Annotated in this window: 14 protein-coding genes; 1 reads left to right on the top strand and 13 read right to left on the bottom strand. The window is 45.7% G+C overall.

Annotated features, from left to right (window positions below):
• Nucleotides 1-22: 22 nt before the first annotated feature.
• The 8 genes from QUA47_RS10425 to QUA47_RS10390 form a co-directional block, all read right to left on the bottom strand.
• On the bottom strand, nucleotides 23-5401 hold the full coding sequence (locus QUA47_RS10425) for an AAA family ATPase (RefSeq protein ID WP_333430709.1): 5379 nt from the start codon (nucleotides 5399-5401) through the stop codon (nucleotides 23-25).
• A gap of 476 nt (nucleotides 5402-5877) precedes the next feature.
• Nucleotides 5878-6891, bottom strand: a complete 1014-nt coding sequence (cydB, locus tag QUA47_RS10420; RefSeq protein ID WP_333430686.1) for a cytochrome d ubiquinol oxidase subunit II — start codon at nucleotides 6889-6891, stop codon at nucleotides 5878-5880.
• Between the two features lie 8 nt (nucleotides 6892-6899).
• Nucleotides 6900-8342 (bottom strand): cytochrome ubiquinol oxidase subunit I, encoded by a 1443-nt coding sequence (locus QUA47_RS10415; protein WP_333430685.1) that lies wholly within the window; start codon nucleotides 8340-8342, stop codon nucleotides 6900-6902.
• Nucleotides 8343-8723: 381 nt separating this feature from the next.
• Nucleotides 8724-9197, bottom strand: a complete 474-nt coding sequence (locus QUA47_RS10410; protein WP_333430684.1) for a hypothetical protein — start codon at nucleotides 9195-9197, stop codon at nucleotides 8724-8726.
• The gene (locus QUA47_RS10405) at nucleotides 9172-10377 is read right to left on the bottom strand and encodes an urease accessory protein UreH domain-containing protein (RefSeq protein WP_333430683.1); all 1206 of its coding nucleotides are present in this window, start codon (nucleotides 10375-10377) and stop codon (nucleotides 9172-9174) included. Before QUA47_RS10405 ends, QUA47_RS10410 begins: the two co-directional genes overlap by 26 nt.
• Nucleotides 10378-10562: 185 nt before the next feature.
• Nucleotides 10563-11630, bottom strand: a complete 1068-nt coding sequence (locus QUA47_RS10400) for an LOG family protein (RefSeq protein WP_333430681.1) — start codon at nucleotides 11628-11630, stop codon at nucleotides 10563-10565.
• Between the two features lie 189 nt (nucleotides 11631-11819).
• Nucleotides 11820-12143, bottom strand: coding sequence for a thioredoxin (gene trxA / locus QUA47_RS10395; protein WP_006631199.1), 324 nt, complete (start codon nucleotides 12141-12143; stop codon nucleotides 11820-11822).
• Between the two features lie 508 nt (nucleotides 12144-12651).
• Entirely contained in the window at nucleotides 12652-13815 is a 1164-nt protein-coding gene (locus QUA47_RS10390; RefSeq protein ID WP_190660829.1) for a GuaB3 family IMP dehydrogenase-related protein, read from the bottom strand.
• 122 nt (nucleotides 13816-13937) lie between these two features.
• Here QUA47_RS10390 and QUA47_RS10385 point away from each other — a divergent pair, with 122 nt between their 5' ends.
• On the top strand, nucleotides 13938-14423 hold the full coding sequence (locus QUA47_RS10385) for a hypothetical protein (RefSeq protein ID WP_333430680.1): 486 nt from the start codon (nucleotides 13938-13940) through the stop codon (nucleotides 14421-14423).
• Nucleotides 14424-14611: 188 nt separating this feature from the next.
• On the opposite strand, the gene QUA47_RS10380 is transcribed toward QUA47_RS10385, so the two are convergent.
• The 5 genes from QUA47_RS10380 to QUA47_RS10360 form a co-directional block, all read right to left on the bottom strand.
• Entirely contained in the window at nucleotides 14612-14815 is a 204-nt protein-coding gene (locus QUA47_RS10380) for a polysaccharide deacetylase family protein (RefSeq protein WP_333430679.1), read from the bottom strand.
• Nucleotides 14816-14995: 180 nt separating this feature from the next.
• Nucleotides 14996-15154, bottom strand: a complete 159-nt coding sequence (locus QUA47_RS10375; protein ID WP_333430678.1) for a hypothetical protein — start codon at nucleotides 15152-15154, stop codon at nucleotides 14996-14998.
• Between the two features lie 51 nt (nucleotides 15155-15205).
• Nucleotides 15206-15388 carry an NfeD family protein gene (locus QUA47_RS10370; RefSeq protein ID WP_333406086.1) on the bottom strand — a complete coding sequence of 61 codons (183 nt, stop codon included), beginning with the start codon at nucleotides 15386-15388 and terminating at the stop codon, nucleotides 15206-15208.
• A gap of 79 nt (nucleotides 15389-15467) precedes the next feature.
• Nucleotides 15468-15659 (bottom strand): NfeD family protein, encoded by a 192-nt coding sequence (locus QUA47_RS10365; RefSeq protein ID WP_333430677.1) that lies wholly within the window; start codon nucleotides 15657-15659, stop codon nucleotides 15468-15470.
• 26 nt (nucleotides 15660-15685) lie between these two features.
• Nucleotides 15686-15892, bottom strand: a complete 207-nt coding sequence (locus QUA47_RS10360) for an NfeD family protein (protein WP_333430676.1) — start codon at nucleotides 15890-15892, stop codon at nucleotides 15686-15688.
• Nucleotides 15893-16054 lie beyond the last annotated feature (162 nt).

Here is a 16054-nt window from a genome sequence, read left to right as displayed (position 1 = left end):
AAATATGAGATGCTCCCTAGTCTTATCCTTTCATCGGCAATAAAATTGTAAACTCCGTCCCTTCTCTCAATACAGAATTTACCTCTATTGTACCGCCGTGTTTCTCAACTACAATCTGCCGTGCGATCGCCAATCCCAACCCCGTCCCTTTCCCTACTTCCTTGGTAGTAAATAACTCATCAAAAATCTTCTCTTGCACAGCTTCACTCATGCCCACACCGTTATCTTTAATGCAAATTATCGCTTGCTTTTTGTCCCGATAAATGTCGGTCTTAATGGTAATTTGATTGGCGATTTCTGCATAAGAGCGTCCTTGATTTGATTCATCCAAAGCATCAATCGCATTCCCTAACAAATTCATAAATACTTGATTCAACTGTCCGGCATAACACTCCACTTGTGGCAAATTTCCATATTCCCTAATCACTTTGATTTCTGGACGAGTTTCGTTAGCCTTGAGCCGATGTTTCAGGATCATAATGGTGCTATCGATGCCATCGTGGATATTACAAGCTACGGGATAGTTAGTATCGGCACGGGAGAAGGTTCGTAGACTGGTACTAATATCCCGAATCCGCTTCACGCCTTCCCGCATCGAACCTACTAATTTCGGTAAATCTTCCCGGATGTATTCCAGATCGATGTTCTCGATTTCTTCTTGAATCTCTGGATCGAGTTGCGGATATTTTTGTTCATACAAATCGAGCAATCCAAACAAATCTTTGATATAATCTAAGGCGGGTTGAATATTACCAACAAGAAAACCAACTGGATTATTAATTTCGTGAGCAACCCCAGCCACTAAGTTTCCCAATGCTGACATTTTTTCGCTTTGAACTATTTTTATTTGTGCCTGTTTGAGATGGGTAAATGCTTGTTGAGATTCTTGATACAAACGGGCATTTTCTAAGGAAATAGCAGCTTGAGAAGCCAGCAAATTTAGCACTTCAATGCGATCGCTGGTAAATGCCCCAACCGTCAGGTTATTTTCCAGGTATAAAACTCCTATCAACTGCCCTTGATTAAGAATTGGCATACACAGAACACTTATCGGCTGGTGCTGTTCAATATAGCGATCGCCCGCAACCTGGGAACTTACCCTAGCATCGACTATTACCAAAGGTTTCAAACTACGCTTGACAGTGTTAACCAAACTAATTGCTACATCCTGACTAGATTCTAGAGGTATTGCTGGTAATAGCTTAGGTTCCTGTCCCTCTGCTACAAGAGCCGCTACCTGTAAATACTGTTCTTGTTTGAGCAATAAGACACACTTAGTTGCCCCAGCATTCGCGATCGCTATTTTTAAAAGAGTAGTCAGGAGTTTATCTAGTTCAATTTCCCCAGAAATGGCTTGAGAGGCGTTGATCAGAGTAGGCAAATCTAGAAATTCAGAGTTGCTGCTAGAAGAGTGGGTATAAGTAATCGTTCCCCGGGCGATCGTTTCTTTAAAGGAACTAAAGGATTGAGCTTGCTGAAGGATAATACCGAGTAGGCGAGGATAACTTTTTTCCAAATAGTCTATTTTGGCTTTAGCTCCCCATCGGGCATAACAATAATACGCTTCAATCATGTAGGCTTGAGCTACTTTTTCTTTGCCCCAGTCAAAGTAGAACTTGGCGGCGAGTTCGTTGGCGAGAGCTTCTTCGTTGATGAATTGATTTTCTTGAGCTAGTTGGATGGCGCGATCGTACATTTCAAGGGCATCTGCTTTATTGCCCAAAACCCGCTGCCGTTCTGCTTCAACCAAATACCATTTATGCAGATGATTCATGGGAGCATTTTGCGCCCACTGGTGCAGAGTCGTTTGATGGATTTCCACAGAGGCGAGAATTTCAGCTTGCTCGGTTTTGGGCTGTTTAGGAAACACTGCCAGATGCGTCAGGGCTGCATAGAAATGGAAAATGGGAACATGAGCCAATCCCGATAATGCCATCACATACGGCTTGACTTGACCAATGTGGTTTAAGGCAGCCGGATAATTGCCCCATGAGTAGGCAAGCAGCAGCTTGTAAATGTAGACAAGGGCGATCGCACTGAATTCACGATCCTGATAGTGCTTAGGAATCATCACCGTTTCATCATAGGCTTCGCCGATTAAGCAATCCGGTTGATTCACTACTTCCCTCAAGTTCTGCAACATCTGCCGCTCCATATGCAAATAAGTCCGAGCCGAATATTGCTTCACCTGAGCCAACGTAGCACTGTAGACTGCAAGTTCCGGTTCCCAAGTATCCAGTTCTACCCCACCGTAAAAGTTGATGTAGCTGTAAGTAGCTATGTTGTAGCCAGCGTTAAGAAAATCGCCACTTTCCATGCCCGCCATAAAGCCCTCTTTCAGCGTTGGTAGCCCTGCCCTCATAGCATTTTGATGATGCTGAATAAATGCCCCAAACATATTATGAGTAATGCACTTAAATTCTCGTGCATTGACCCGATCGAGCAATGAGAGTGCCAATTTACCAAAGCTATAGCCCGTTGTTGCCTCTCCCAAAAAGGCACTTAATACAAGCCCGTGAATCGCATAGCCCACTGTTGATGCGGGTGCATTCCCAAAGGAGAGCGATAAACTTACCATCGTGGAGCTTAGTAGGGGCACTAAGCCTGGAATTCCCTGGAGAATGGGTGCAAATAACATGGCCAATATTGGCATAGCTGCCTGAGTCTGAGGATCACTCATCACAGGCAGATCGATTAGTTCCTCAATTTTTCTGCCGCTTAGTTGCTCCGCAAGGCTCTGTAACGCTTTACCCATCAAGCCTTCGTCAGCTTCGGTGGGGAGTTCAACCCCCAATTGCCACAGTGCATCTCTTGCTACTGCAATCGCTTCTAACGTCTTGCTTTGTGCTGTCTGTGCGACGATTTGAATTTCGTAAATTTTGATTTTGTCTAAGATCGTCTGTGCATTCTGTAACACCTGTGCTGCCATCTCTTCCATGCCATCAAAGTCAGCATTCAAATAGGCGGCTTCAGCAGCAGCAACATAGAGATCCAGGGTTAATTCATACTGGCTTTCCCAGCAGTTGGCCCTCAGTAGCTCAACCCCCACTTGTAGATAAACTCTGGCTGCGGTGTAGGCGGTAGAATTTCTGGCTTTACAACCGGCTGCCAAGTTTAGTTTAGCTAAGGCTTCTCGTTCGGTCGGTTGGGTGATTAACTCAATTCCTCGATTCAAATGCCCGACAATATCAAACAGTTTTTCCTCTCGCTCTATCTCGGCGCAATTTTGCTGGAGTAACTGTCCTATTTTGAGATGAGTTGCTTTTTTCTGCGAATCAGGAATTAGCGAATATGCAGCTTGCTGGACGCGATCGTGTAAAAATCGATAAGTCGGATTAGCTGAAGCATTTAAAACTTCATTACTATCCGATTCCGTAAAGAATTTATAGATTTTCGTCGTGGGAATCACCAAACCTTCCTGTAATGCTTTCCATAAAGCCATAGCCGTCATTCCAGCCGATTTCTCACCGACAATTACTAACGTATTCAAATCAAACTGTGATCCTATACAAGCAGCTAAGGTGAGAAGATACTGAGTTCCTTTGGGCAGCTTCTGCAATTGCAACGACATGAATTCAACGACATCATCAGTGATAGCTAAGGCTTTCACTTGGGCAATATCACACTGCCAATGCCGAATCTCCCAGTTAAAGCTAATTAGCTGCTCGTCATGTAATGTCTTGAGAAACTGAGTTGCAAAGAAAGGATTCCCCTGAGTTTTTTGAGAGACTAATTTTGTCAAAGGTTGGGCAAGTGATGATTCGCAATTCAGCGTATCCGCCACCAACAAATTCATATCTAGTTCGCTTAACGGTTTCAAAGTAATTGTATTCACTGTTGCCCCCGTTTTAACTATCTCATTCACTCTTAAGATAAATGGATGCACGGGCCAAACTTCATTATCTCGATAGGCCCCCAATACTAATAAATATCCTGTATCGATCATCAATAATTGTAGCAAATTCAGGGAGGCTGAATCCGCCCATTGCAAGTCATCCAAAAACATCACTAAAGGATGTTCTTTGCTGGTGAAAACTTGCACAAATTTCTGCATCAGCAGATTAAAGCGATTTTGGGCGGCACTTCCTGACAATTCTGTTGCAGGAGGTTGATCGCCAATTATGCCTTCTAACTCAGGAATCACATCAATCAAGACTTGTCCGTTGTCTCCCACTGCTGCTAAAATCTGGGTTTTCCATGTTTGCAGTTGGGTATCCGATTCTGATAGCAGTTGACCCATTAAGTCGCGGAAGGCTTGCACAAAGGCACTGAAGGGAATGTTGCGTTGAAATTGATCGTATTTGCCTTTGATAAAATAACCGCGCTGACGGACAATGGGTTTATGAACTTCATTGACAACGGCGGTTTTCCCAATTCCAGAAAAACCTGCTACTAGCATCATTTCCGTTGCTCCCAGGCTGACTCGCTCAAAGGCAGCTAATAGTTGATCAACTTCTTTTTCTCTACCGTAGAGCTTTTCGGGGATAGTAAAGCGATCGCTCATATCTCGCTTTCCGAGTTCAAAATCTTCAATTTTGGCTGTTTTTTGTAACTGAACTAAACAAATCTCTAAATCGTGCTTGAGTCCTAATGCACTTTGATAGCGTTTTTCGGCATTTTTGGCCATCAGCTTACTGACAATTTTTGCTAAAATTAGGGGTATCTCTGGATTTATTTGATGGATCGGTTTCGACTGTGTGGCGAGATGACAATGCACCACTTTCATCGGATCATCCGAGATAAATGGCAACTTTCCTGTCAACAATTCATAAAAGGTCACACCCAGGGAATAAAAGTCACTACGATAGTCAATGCCTCGATTCATCCGTCCTGTTTGTTCGGGAGAGAGATAGGCTAATGTTCCTTCTAAAATATTGGGATTCAGGATTTCTTGGGTTTCTCGTGGTAGGAGGGATGCAATACTAAAGTCAATTAGTTTAATTTGTTTGGTGTCTGGATTAATGAGAATATTAGCGGGTTTAATATCTTTATGAATGACTCGGTTTTGGTAAAGGTAGTGAATAATATCTGTTAGTTGTATGGCGACTTGGAGAAATTCTGCTAAAGGTAAAGCTTGAAATGATTGGGTTTGATTTGTTGCTGTTTTGAGATAAGTAGGTAGGGAGACTCCGCCAAAGTCCTCCATTACTAGGACATAGCTATTGTGATATACTTCCAGCGTCAGCGGTTTGACGATGTGAGGGAAGTCTAGATTTTTGGCAATGGTATATTGGTTGCGAAACTGGACGAGTTCGTTGAAGGTGGGGTATTCGTTTCGCAGCAGTTTGAGGACGACTGGATAGTGGTCACGGGTACGGATGCCTCGATAGACTAGGGTACGTGTACCTGCATAAAGTTGCTCTGTAATCTCATAACCTGACAAATTGGCGATCGCATCCATAACTCGTTTATACAACAGTTAAATTAAAACATTCCATTCCATTGTATTTTATTATGTGACAAAGATAGCGATCGCCAACTCTGCACCCTCGGTTGGGACAGAATTAACTGTAATTTTTTCCCCATGTTTATCAATTATTATTTGACCGAAATCAACTTGGTCACAAGTCCCCGGATTTATCTGTCTACCTTTGAAAAAAGCTCCGCATCCCGATCGCAAGTCCCGGACTCATCCGTGCCAGCAATCTCAAATCTCAAATTTCAAATCGCATGACGTGCGATCGCTAATTCTCCACCAGTTCCTTTCCCTATTCTGCACTATTGGCGCTATGTTATGTATAGTATGGTTGCGTAAGTTGTGATGGTATCGGAAAACAATAATTTGTAATTTTTAACCGCAAATATACGCAGATAAACCCGGATCTAGAGTTGAGCTTATGTGCGTATATTTGCCTGCATCTGCGGTTTTATTATGCTTTATTCCCCGTAGTGGCCGCCGACAACCTTACCCCGAAACACAACATAATTGTAGATGTTGTAAAAAATCATAATCGGGAGCAGAACGCCCATGAAAACAATCATAAATACCAGGGCGCTGGGCGAAGCTGCGGCTTGGTAAATCGTGATTTTGGAAGGAATAATATAGGGAAAAACAATCAACCCCAAGCCGATAAAACTGAGCAAAAAAATCAGAATCGTCCAGACAAACGGCGTGCGTTCTTCTTTGTTTGCGAGACTTTTCAGCAGCAGTCCTACCAACAGCACTCCCAGCAAAGGAATCGCGGCAAAGACATAAACTAGCGGTTTCTCGAACAACCTGGCTCTAGCGCTTTCGTAAAAAATCGGAGTGGCGATCGTAATTAAAATCGCTCCGATTAAAGTTGTAACCGCCGCAATTTTAGCCGTGCGATAGTGATTGGTTTGCAGTTCGCCCTCCGTTTTCATAATGAGATAGGTTGAACCGATCAAAACATAGCCTTGAATCAGCGTCAAAGCAACCAAGAGCGATCGCCAATCCAGCCAGTCCCAAGTAGTACCCACAAAGTGACCGGCTTCGTCAACCGCAATGCCTTCGAGCACCGCACCGAGGGCAAATCCTTGAGCTAAAGCTGCTAAAAAACTGCCAGCACCAAAGGCATAATTCCAGAGTAATTTGCGATTAGAATGCTCGCGAAACTCAAAGGCTACAGCCCGAAATATTAAACCAAACAGCATCACGCAAATCGGTATGTACAATGCCGTTAAAATCGTGCCGTAAGCAAGTGGAAATGCACCAAATAAAGCGCCTGCCATCAACACCAGCCACGTTTCGTTCGCGTCCCAAACGTTGCCCAAACTCGTCATTAAAATGCCCCTGCGTTCCTCGTCGTCAGAAGTCAGAGACAAGATTCCTACTCCTAAGTCAAAACCGTCTAGCATGACGTAGAGCAATAGGAACAAAGCCAAAATTACAAACCAAACTTGGGGGAGAAAATGCTCCAAAGCTTGCATACAATCTCCTAGTGTTGTGCTTCTACGGGACGTTGATCGGGAATGTGTCCTGCTGGTTGATTTTCGATTTCGGGTTGATTGTCTAAACCTGGCACAGGCAGACTTAAATTAGGGCCTTGGCGGATAATTCTGCTGCCAAAATACAAGGCACAAACAAACAAAAAGCTGTAAACAACGGCAAAGAAACTGAGAGAAGTTAAAACATTGCTCGCGGGGATGTTTGACACCGCGTCAGCAGTGCGAATTTGCCCGTATAAAGCCCACGGTTGTCTGCCGACACAGCGGACAATCCAACCCGATTCTACAGCAATATATCCTAGGGGAGCAGCTAATACCCAAGCGCGCATCAGCCAAGCTTGACTGCCGATATTTTCAGCAGCAAGTTTGCCTCGCATCCACTGAATTATACTGAACAGCATCAATCCTACAAAGAAGAATCCAATACCGGACATGATGCGGAAACAATAGTAGATTAAACCCACCATCCGGGGTCTATTTTCTGGCTTCCATTCCTTTAAACCTAGTACGGGTTCGGAGAGTTTTTGTTTTAATTCCAGAACGTATCCTAAGCCATTGGGCACGCTAATTTCCCAGTCATTTTTTTGGGCTTTTTCATTAGGCAAAGCTAGCAAAGTCCAATCTGCTGACTCTCCCGCTGGTGAGGTTTCCCACTTAGCTTCGATTGCTGCTAATTTAGCGGGTTGATAGTGATAAACTTGTTCGGCGCTCAAATGTCCGATGTATATCTGCAAAGGTGCAACGGCGATTGCTGTCGCTATGGCAATTTTTAAAGACTTGGAAAAAAACGCTTGGTTGCGCTTATTGAGAATGTACCAAGCGCTAATTCCCCCAATGACAAACAGCGAAGTTTCTAACGTCGCAAAAAACATATGAAGAATGCTGTTTAATGCGAACGGGTTCATAATTGCTTGAAAGTAATCGCTGACAATAAACTTGCCATTGACCATTTCTCCGCCCGCAGGAGTTTGCAGCCAAGAGTTAGCGACTAAAATCCAGACTGTGGATAGGTTAGCGCCGAACGCTACCATGATTGTAGCGAAATAATGGACGATCGGGTGAACGCGCTCCCAACCAAACAGCATAATTCCTAAAAAGCCGGCTTCTAGCATAAATGCCATTGAAGCTTCAAAGCCTAAAATGCTGCCAAAAAAGTCACCAACAGCTTCAGAGAATGGTGCCCAATTCGTGCCAAATTGGAATTCCATAGGAATTCCTGAAGCTACTCCTATACCGAAGTTTAGGAGGTAGAGTTTAGACCAAAAACGAGCGTGATGGTAGTAGTCGGGATTGCGAGTTTTCAGCCACATTCCTTCAACAATTACCAGATAAATCCCCATTCCAGTTGTCAGAACTGGCCACAGCATATGGAATATGGCGGTTAGCGCAAATTGCATCCGCGATAGGGCCACGGTGTTAGATAAGATATCCATCGTTATATCCTTGGGTCAGCTCAAGAGAGGTTAGCTTGCACAAATTCCATAATGGACACTGACAAGGTAACGCAGAAATTTACTTAGTGCAAAATGTACGGACTTATCTTTATTAAAAATTAAGATTTTCTGTGTGAAGGAAGAAGGAAGAAGCAAAGCGAAATAAAATCAATGGTTTCAGCAATTAAGCACGTCTTAAGCCTCTTGGTAGTTGCTATAATAGTAATTTAACTAAATTATAGATCCCCTGTCCCCCTTAACTAAAATAGAAAACTTGCTGTCAATCTTCCTCTTCTTTTCTCCCCTCGGCGCTCTCTGCGCTCTCTGCGGTTAATTTACATAAGCTCTCTCCCGAATCAGTCCTTAAAATCTCAAATGCTATTACCTAACGGTAACAGTGTAACTCAGTTTAAACGGTTGAAAATTAGCTTCGTTTTTGGCTGTTCCGCTCAAGTCAAGCTGGTAAATGCCAGCCTTGGGAAACACGATATCAGCCCCGGGAATCCCTTGATATTTCTCGGCAGATATGGCTTTTAAAGGCGGCTGCATCAGTGGCTTATCCCCTTCTTGGCGCTCTTTTGGATAAACCGCTAATTTGCAATTGCACTGCTCTAAGGGGATAATTTTGCCGCCCCTGCGAGTCAGCGCAAACCACACTCTCGCAGACTGTCCGGCGCGGGGGTTGTGGTTTGGTTCTAGGTGAAAGGTAGCGGCTACATCTCCGGATACTTCGACTTGGTGCGCCAAAACTGAAATCGAGTTTAACTGCGGCGCAGTGGGAATTGCTGCTTCAATTAGCAATCCCAAAAAAACTAACAATCCTAAACTTTTACTTTTGTTTGACAGGCGAAACATAGAACTTGTCCAGTGATAAAAGTGACCAAAAAAAGCGCGATCGCACAAACATAACTAACACCGTAACCACCGCTAAAACGGCTGTCAGCAGTTGATTGTGCAACTTCCATTCAAAGCCGCCGAGATAGTGGGAACCGATGAGTGCAGCGTGTACAGCGCACAGCAAGAAAGCTGGAACGCTTAACAGGTGAAGCATTCGCCACAGTTGGCCTAAATAATTTTGAATGCGATCGCAACTTGTAACCGCCGCCGGCAACATCAACAGCAGCGACAGCATCCCAGCAGCCATTCCCAACTGGTGCTGCGGCAACATAAAAGATAGCGCGTCAAAATTCCATTTCAGCGTATGGTCCAGCATATGAAACGTGTGGGCGACTGCTAGGACAAACGCGCCCACACCCAAGACGCGGCGATAGCGCAACAGTTGCGGCAAAAACTTGCTAACCGGACGCGCCAACAGTGCTAGCATCAAGCACAGCAGCGCTGCGTGGCCGGTAAAATCAACCATTTCATCGGTTCGCAGCAAGGTAAGAATTCCGATCGCCACCGTCACCCAGCCACCCGCACGAAAAAGTTGACTGCGCTTGTCCGCGCTCAATCTGCCAGCAAAAAAACTCACTCCCAGCATCGTTGGCAGCGTGCCGAGTCCAAAAGCCACCATCGTCGCCGCACCCAAAACCGAATTTCCGGTTTCCGCCGCCTTAATCTGCGCTGCGTAGAGGAAACCGCAGGGAATCAAACCCCAAAGCAAACCCAAAGCAACTGGCACCCACCATTTTTTTTGCGCCGAAAGCTTGCTCATTGCTTGTCCGACTCGATCGTGCGACAGCGGGTGCAATCGGGGCAATCCCGGCAGCAAGTTCGGTTTAATTTGCCCTACTCCGAACCAAATCAGCATCGTGCCCGTTAGAAGTGCGATCGCCCGCCGCAATTCGCTACCCGTACCTGCCAAAAGTCCGCCAGCAATTAACACCGAACCCAGTCCGCCAATTGCAGCACCAACCAAAGCGTAAGCAGTAATTCTCCCCAAATTTAGGAGCAAATGAAAGCGGAAAGCAGCTAATTTATCGTTGCGGGAATTAGAAAGAGAAAACGCCATTGTCAGCGGGCCGCACATCCCAGCGCAGTGACCGAAACTGCCGAGAAATCCCAAAATTGCAATTAGCAGCAGGTCTAGCATTTTGCTGTTTTTTCCCAAACAACGCCATCAAGGTATTGACAAGATTTTCTTTAGCTCTTGGACGCTTTTTTCTTTACTTTTTACAAAAAGTTATCTCAGCAGAGCGCTTTTGTCAAAATACAAGTTGTCCAACTTCTATCTAATCTCACGGATATTTAAAAAGACTAATGACTGATAACTAATAACTACTTTTGTTCTGGATGGGCCGCCGCCGGCGAAGCTGCACCCATTTGATTAATAGCAGCAATTAGCTGATAAAGCCGCCCAAAATCCCGCTGGTTGAAATGCAAAGTCAGGCGCGGCAGATCGAAAGTTTCATCTCCTATTTCCGGTTCCAAAGCTTGACTTTTTTCAATTTTTCCGGTGACAACAATATCGCTAAAGTCAGTATTTAGCCGATCGACATTCTCCTCAGAAAGCTCTGTTTTCAAGCGAATTACCAATTTTTCGCGCACGTAGCGGCAGGAATGATAAACCAGATAAAAACTACCGATTGCCTCGCAAGCGACATTTACATCGTCAGTAATCGTATACAGGCTCCGATCGTCGGGTGAAATCAAACCCCGACCCCGCAATTGTTTTTGCACAAAATAATTCCAATCAAGCCAATAATCTCCTCCCGGTCGATCGATCAATACCACAGGAGCCGGCCCGAACTTGCCAGTTTGAGTCAAAGTCAGACACTCAAAAGCCTCGTCCAGAGTGCCAAAACCGCCCGGAAACAGAGCTAAAGCATCGCTCTCCCGGAGAAAAAATAACTTGCGAGTGAAAAAATATTTAAAATTGAGCAATTTGGGATCGCCGGCAATGAAAGGATTAGAACTCTGCTCGAAAGGTAACTGAATGTTCAGCCCAAAAGAACGTTCAGCAGTCGCCCCCTCGTTCCCCGCCTGCATAATTCCCCCGCCGCCGCCAGTAATGACCATAAACCCCTGCTGGGCCATCGCCCGCGCAAAGTCTCTGGCCATCAAATATTCCGCCGATTGCGGTGACACCCTCGCCGAACCAAAAATCACAATTTTGCGAACGTGGCGGTAAGGATAAAACATCTCAAAAGCGCTCTCCATATCTCGGAGCGACGCAGCCATAATTTTCCAGTCTAGGCGATCGAGCTCCTCTCCTGCCATTTGCACTATAGTAGAGAGCGATCGTTCGATCCACTCAGAGTGCTTTAACATTGGGAAGCGATCGATCAAATCGATCAATTCAGCTTGGAGGGACTCAAAACCTTGACCAGACTCAGAACGAATCATGAATTTTTCCGAAACAATAACAAATTGTCGCTACTAAAAATTAAGGGGCAAGCTAAATTTAGAAGCTAATAGCCACCAGCAAATTGCCCTGCTGGCAACTAATAACTTTTCCAGTAGCTTTGCCCCGGTTCTGAAGCGAGTTAGCTTTCGCGGCCCACAAAGAACAGCGCGAAACCGCTCGCAGTTGGGTTAAATGTACTTTTCCAGAGTGTTTGCCAGAGTAGTTTTCGGAACTGCCCCAACCACCATATCCACACGTTGACCGCCCTTAAATATCATCAGCGTCGGAATGCTGCGGATACCGTATTGGCTGGCCACGTTAGGATTCTCGTCGGTATTAACTTTTACTACCTTGACCTGCCCTTCATATTGCTGGGCAATTTCGTCTACGACGGGCGCCACCATCCGACAGGGCCCACACCAGGGAGCCCAAAAATCCACTAGAACTGGAACTTCGCTATCGAGCACTTCCTGCTTAAAGGTAGAGTCGGTTACTTGCGCGGCTGCTGACATCCCTAGCCATCCTTGTAAATACTATTTCTCGGATAACAAGTCTAGCAAAAAGTGTAACCACTTGCGTCAACGATTTTAACAGAAGGCTTCTGAAGGAAGAAGGAAGACGGTAGAAGGAAGAGGGAAGAGGGTAGAAGGAAGAAGGCACAAGGTTTCTGAAGGAACAAGGCACTTATGTTTCCGAAGGCACTTATGTTTCCGAAGGCAGAATGCACTTATGTATAAGAAAAATTCTCCCACTCCCAGACTTTCCCACTCTCCCACTCTCGGCCTCTCCGGAGCTACAAGCCTCTGTTCTGTATCTAGTAAGCAAGAGCCAAGATGTCCGGCAAAAAAGGAACCGCCCGAACAGTAGTCCGGGCGGAGTGTGGTGTGAGGAGTGAACGGAAACATGCGTCTCCGCTTCTTATATTGTGACACCTACTTCTCGATAATTCCACAATATTCTGTAAATTTCGAGACTCTTGAACAAATTTTGTCAAGGTATGCTGGTATTCGATCGGTAAATCTACTTACCCATGCCCAACTGTTGAGCTTTTTGATAGACTTTACCCTCAGTCAGCAGAGAAGGAGCAATTACCACTTCCACTTGCTGCATCTCCTTAATATCCTTAGCGCCCAAGGTACCCATGCTAGTTTTCAGAGCTCCGAGCAAGTTGTGCGTACCGTCATCTAGCACCGCAGGCCCCCGCAAAATTTGCTCCAGAGTACCCGTAGTCCCCACGCGAATGCGAGTGCCGCGCGGCAAAACCGGGCTGGGAGTGGCCATCCCCCAGTGAAAGCCGCGGCCAGGAGCTTCGGCGGCCCTGGCAAAGGGCGAACCAATCATCACTCCATCGGCACCGCAGGCAATGCACTTGCAGATATCGCCGCCGGTAATTAAACCGCCGTCAGCAATCACTGACACGTATTTGCCAGTTTCGCGATAGTAGTCGTCCCGCGCCGCGGCGCAGTCTGCTACCGCTGTGGCTTGGGGAACGCCGACACCCAATACGCCTCTAGATGTGCAAGCAGCCCCCGGCCCAATGCCCACGAGAATGCCCGCAGCGCCAGTTTTCATTAAATTCAGGGCGACTTCGTAGGTCACGCAGTTACCCAAAATTACTGGTATCGGCATCTCTTGACAGAATTGTGTCAAATCTAAAGATGAGATTGATTCAGGGGAAAGGAAAGCTGTCGAGACTACAGTTGCTTGCACAAAAAATATATCGGCTCCAGATTCAGCAACCGTCCGGCCGTATTTGCTCGCGCCGGCTGGTGTACCGCTGACGGCGGCAATCCCTCCTCCAGCTTTAATTTCTTTAATTCTCAGGTCGATTAATTCTGGCTTGATGGGTTCGGCATAGAGTTCCTGCATCAGGGAAACAAATTCGTGGTTCCCGACACTGGCGATGCGCTCTAATATTGGCTGGGGGTCGGCATAGCGGGTTTGAATTCCTTCTAGGTTGAGCACGCCCATTGCTCCCAATTCCGACAGCAAAATGGCCATGCGGACATCGACTACTCCATCCATGGCGCTGGCGATGATCGGGATTTCTCGATCGATCCCGCCAATCTGCCACTTGGTATCTGCCAAACTCGGATCGAGGGTGCGCTGTCCGGGTACGAGCGCAATTTCATCTATGCCGTAAGCTCTGCGAGCGCTTTTGCCCCGCCCAATTTCAATATTCACGCTGTTTCACTTCCACAATGTATTTAAATTAGACTAACAAAAAGTTAGCCCGCCCGAGTTTAGCTATCGCACGGCTGTCTTTAAAAAAAGCTCGGCACTGATTCTGATTGTATTCTGATTCTATGAAATCGAAGGGGATACTTTTCCTCAGCAACGGCCACGGGGAAGACTCGATTAACTGTCAAATTCTCAAAGCTTTAAGAGTATCTGGCGCGGATGTTGATGTTTCGGCAATCCCGATTGTCGGTGACGGGGCTGCTTACCGCCGATCGACCGTGCCCATTATTGGGCCCACCAGTCAAATGCCGTCTGGGGGAGTTTTTTACATGAATCCCCTGTTTTTCCTCAAAGATATCGGCGCGGGGCTGATTGCTTTGACTTGGCAGCAATTGCAGGCTGTTTGGAGGCATTCGCGCCACTGCGATTTGGTGGTGGCGACTGGGGATATTGTCGCGGCGGCGATCGCCCCCGCCCTCGCGCATCACCACAATGGAACCCGATCGCACATTGTCAACCACCCGACTTGCGATATCTTCCGCCGTGAGTGTTTTTTTATAATCTTGGGAATCAACATCCCACATAATCAGTTTTTTGAGTATTTGGGATAGCAAATAAGACAAAACTACAAATCGCCTACCCCAAGGCGGGCGAAAACTGATACTTTGTTGCTTAACCCCAACTTCCTGCAAAAGTTTGTCCGTTTATTCAATTTCAGACAGCAAAACTTCCCTGGGTTTAAACATCATATCTTTGTGAGAGGATGAATGGTTTGCCAACTCCTCTTTCCTCGCAACAATCATTTCACGATTTCTGGATGTCTCTCAATATTGCGGTCAATTTCACAAAAAGTTGCTTTAACTTGGTAGCAGTCTAAGGTATCTAAAAGTTGATTTGTATAGGGAGCATAGGGGTCGTCGTCGTAGGTAAGGGCAACAACTTTAACTTCGGTATTGGCGCGGTTGATGCCGACATAATTGTGAAATTTAGTAAATTTAATCAACAGCGATACAGCGAAAAATCACGCTATGGTGAAAACCAGAAACTTTTGTAAATTTTTACCGATTCGCATAGCTGCACGCACTCGATTGAAAATGAAAGTCGATTGGTGTCAGATTACCACAATTTTGGAACTGAATGCTTAAGCTATTTTATCATTAATTATTGTCCGTTCCGAGATTTTTTAGTTTTGGCGATCGCAGCGTCTAGCTACTGTGCGATCGCCATTGCCGTTGTACGCCCGATCGGGCGTACTTGCGTAAGTCATATTGAAATTAACAGAGGTGATGAGTACGATCGCGGGCTTGAAGAGAAATGTATCGAAATAGAAACGCGATCGCAAATTTATTTTTTATACCCTCCGATAACTCCCCACCTACAGATTGTTTCCCAACTACGCTTCAACTATCAGAGTAATGTTGTCAAGTCTCACGACCCGAACAACTTCACCGGGTTGCAAAGTTATTTCTCGAACGCATTTTGCAGGCCACCACCTGCTTTGAAATCGCACACTGCCGGACTGATTGGGTTTAATTTCTTCTTCAACGATCGCTCTTTCTAAATGGCTGACAGTCATGATTACTTTCTCCTGATTCTAGGTTGGCCTGAACGTTGGGAGGCTATAAACCTATAGCTAGACTCCCTAACCCATTGATTTATAACGCGGCTTCCACTATCAAAGTAATATTGTCAATTCCGACTACGCGCACCACGTCACCAGGCTCAAAAGTCATCTCTAGATCGCACTTCGCAGGCCACCAACTGTTTTGGAAATGAACGCGACCGGACTCATTAGGTCGCATTTCTTCATCGACAATCGCTTTTTCGGAATTGTCAAAATTCATCATTGCTTACTCCCGATTGTAGATTGACCTTAACTTTCAGAATTGATCTCAAACGACGCTGCAACGATCAAAGTAATATTTTCAATTCCCACGACACGAACCACCTCACCGGGTTGAAAAGTCATGTCTAGATCGCACTTCGCCGGCCACCAACTGTTTTGGAAACGAACGCGGCCGCATTCTTGAGGGCTAATTGGTTCATCCACGATAGCTGTTTCCACATCGTTGATAGACATAGCTGCTTGCTCCTAAATATAAACTCGACTCGATGGGTGTGTAAGTTAGAAGCTTGTCTGTCAACTTCCCCTCCACACTCAACAGTATCCCCGGCCAACCTCGGCCGTGTCAGTCGGGAAAAGTCTATACAAGTCCACTGTTTGAGCGTGTAAGCGAGTCGG

Origin of the sequence: Microcoleus sp. MON2_D5, assembly GCF_036701905.1 — a bacterium.
Taxonomy (GTDB): Bacteria; Cyanobacteriota; Cyanobacteriia; order Cyanobacteriales; family Microcoleaceae; genus Microcoleus.
The sequence above is the reverse complement of the archived record's forward strand: the minus strand, read 5'-3'. Positions and strand labels throughout refer to the sequence as shown.

Excerpts from the sequence above, each read along its gene's own strand:
- QUA47_RS10425 (WP_333430709.1), bottom strand. The coding sequence starts at position 5,401 with ATGGATGCGATCGCCAATTTGTCAGGTTATGAGATTACAGAGCAACTT.
- cydB (WP_333430686.1), bottom strand. The coding sequence starts at position 6,891 with ATGCAAGCTTTGGAGCATTTTCTCCCCCAAGTTTGGTTTGTAATTTTG.
- QUA47_RS10415 (WP_333430685.1), bottom strand. The coding sequence starts at position 8,342 with ATGGATATCTTATCTAACACCGTGGCCCTATCGCGGATGCAATTTGCG.
- QUA47_RS10410 (WP_333430684.1), bottom strand. The coding sequence starts at position 9,197 with ATGTTTCGCCTGTCAAACAAAAGTAAAAGTTTAGGATTGTTAGTTTTT.
- QUA47_RS10405 (WP_333430683.1), bottom strand. The coding sequence starts at position 10,377 with ATGCTAGACCTGCTGCTAATTGCAATTTTGGGATTTCTCGGCAGTTTC.
- QUA47_RS10400 (WP_333430681.1), bottom strand. The coding sequence starts at position 11,630 with ATGATTCGTTCTGAGTCTGGTCAAGGTTTTGAGTCCCTCCAAGCTGAA.
- trxA (WP_006631199.1), bottom strand. The coding sequence starts at position 12,143 with ATGTCAGCAGCCGCGCAAGTAACCGACTCTACCTTTAAGCAGGAAGTG.
- QUA47_RS10385 (WP_333430680.1), top strand. The coding sequence starts at position 13,938 with ATGAAATCGAAGGGGATACTTTTCCTCAGCAACGGCCACGGGGAAGAC.
- QUA47_RS10370 (WP_333406086.1), bottom strand. The coding sequence starts at position 15,388 with ATGACTGTCAGCCATTTAGAAAGAGCGATCGTTGAAGAAGAAATTAAA.
- QUA47_RS10365 (WP_333430677.1), bottom strand. The coding sequence starts at position 15,659 with ATGATGAATTTTGACAATTCCGAAAAAGCGATTGTCGATGAAGAAATG.
- QUA47_RS10360 (WP_333430676.1), bottom strand. The coding sequence starts at position 15,892 with ATGTCTATCAACGATGTGGAAACAGCTATCGTGGATGAACCAATTAGC.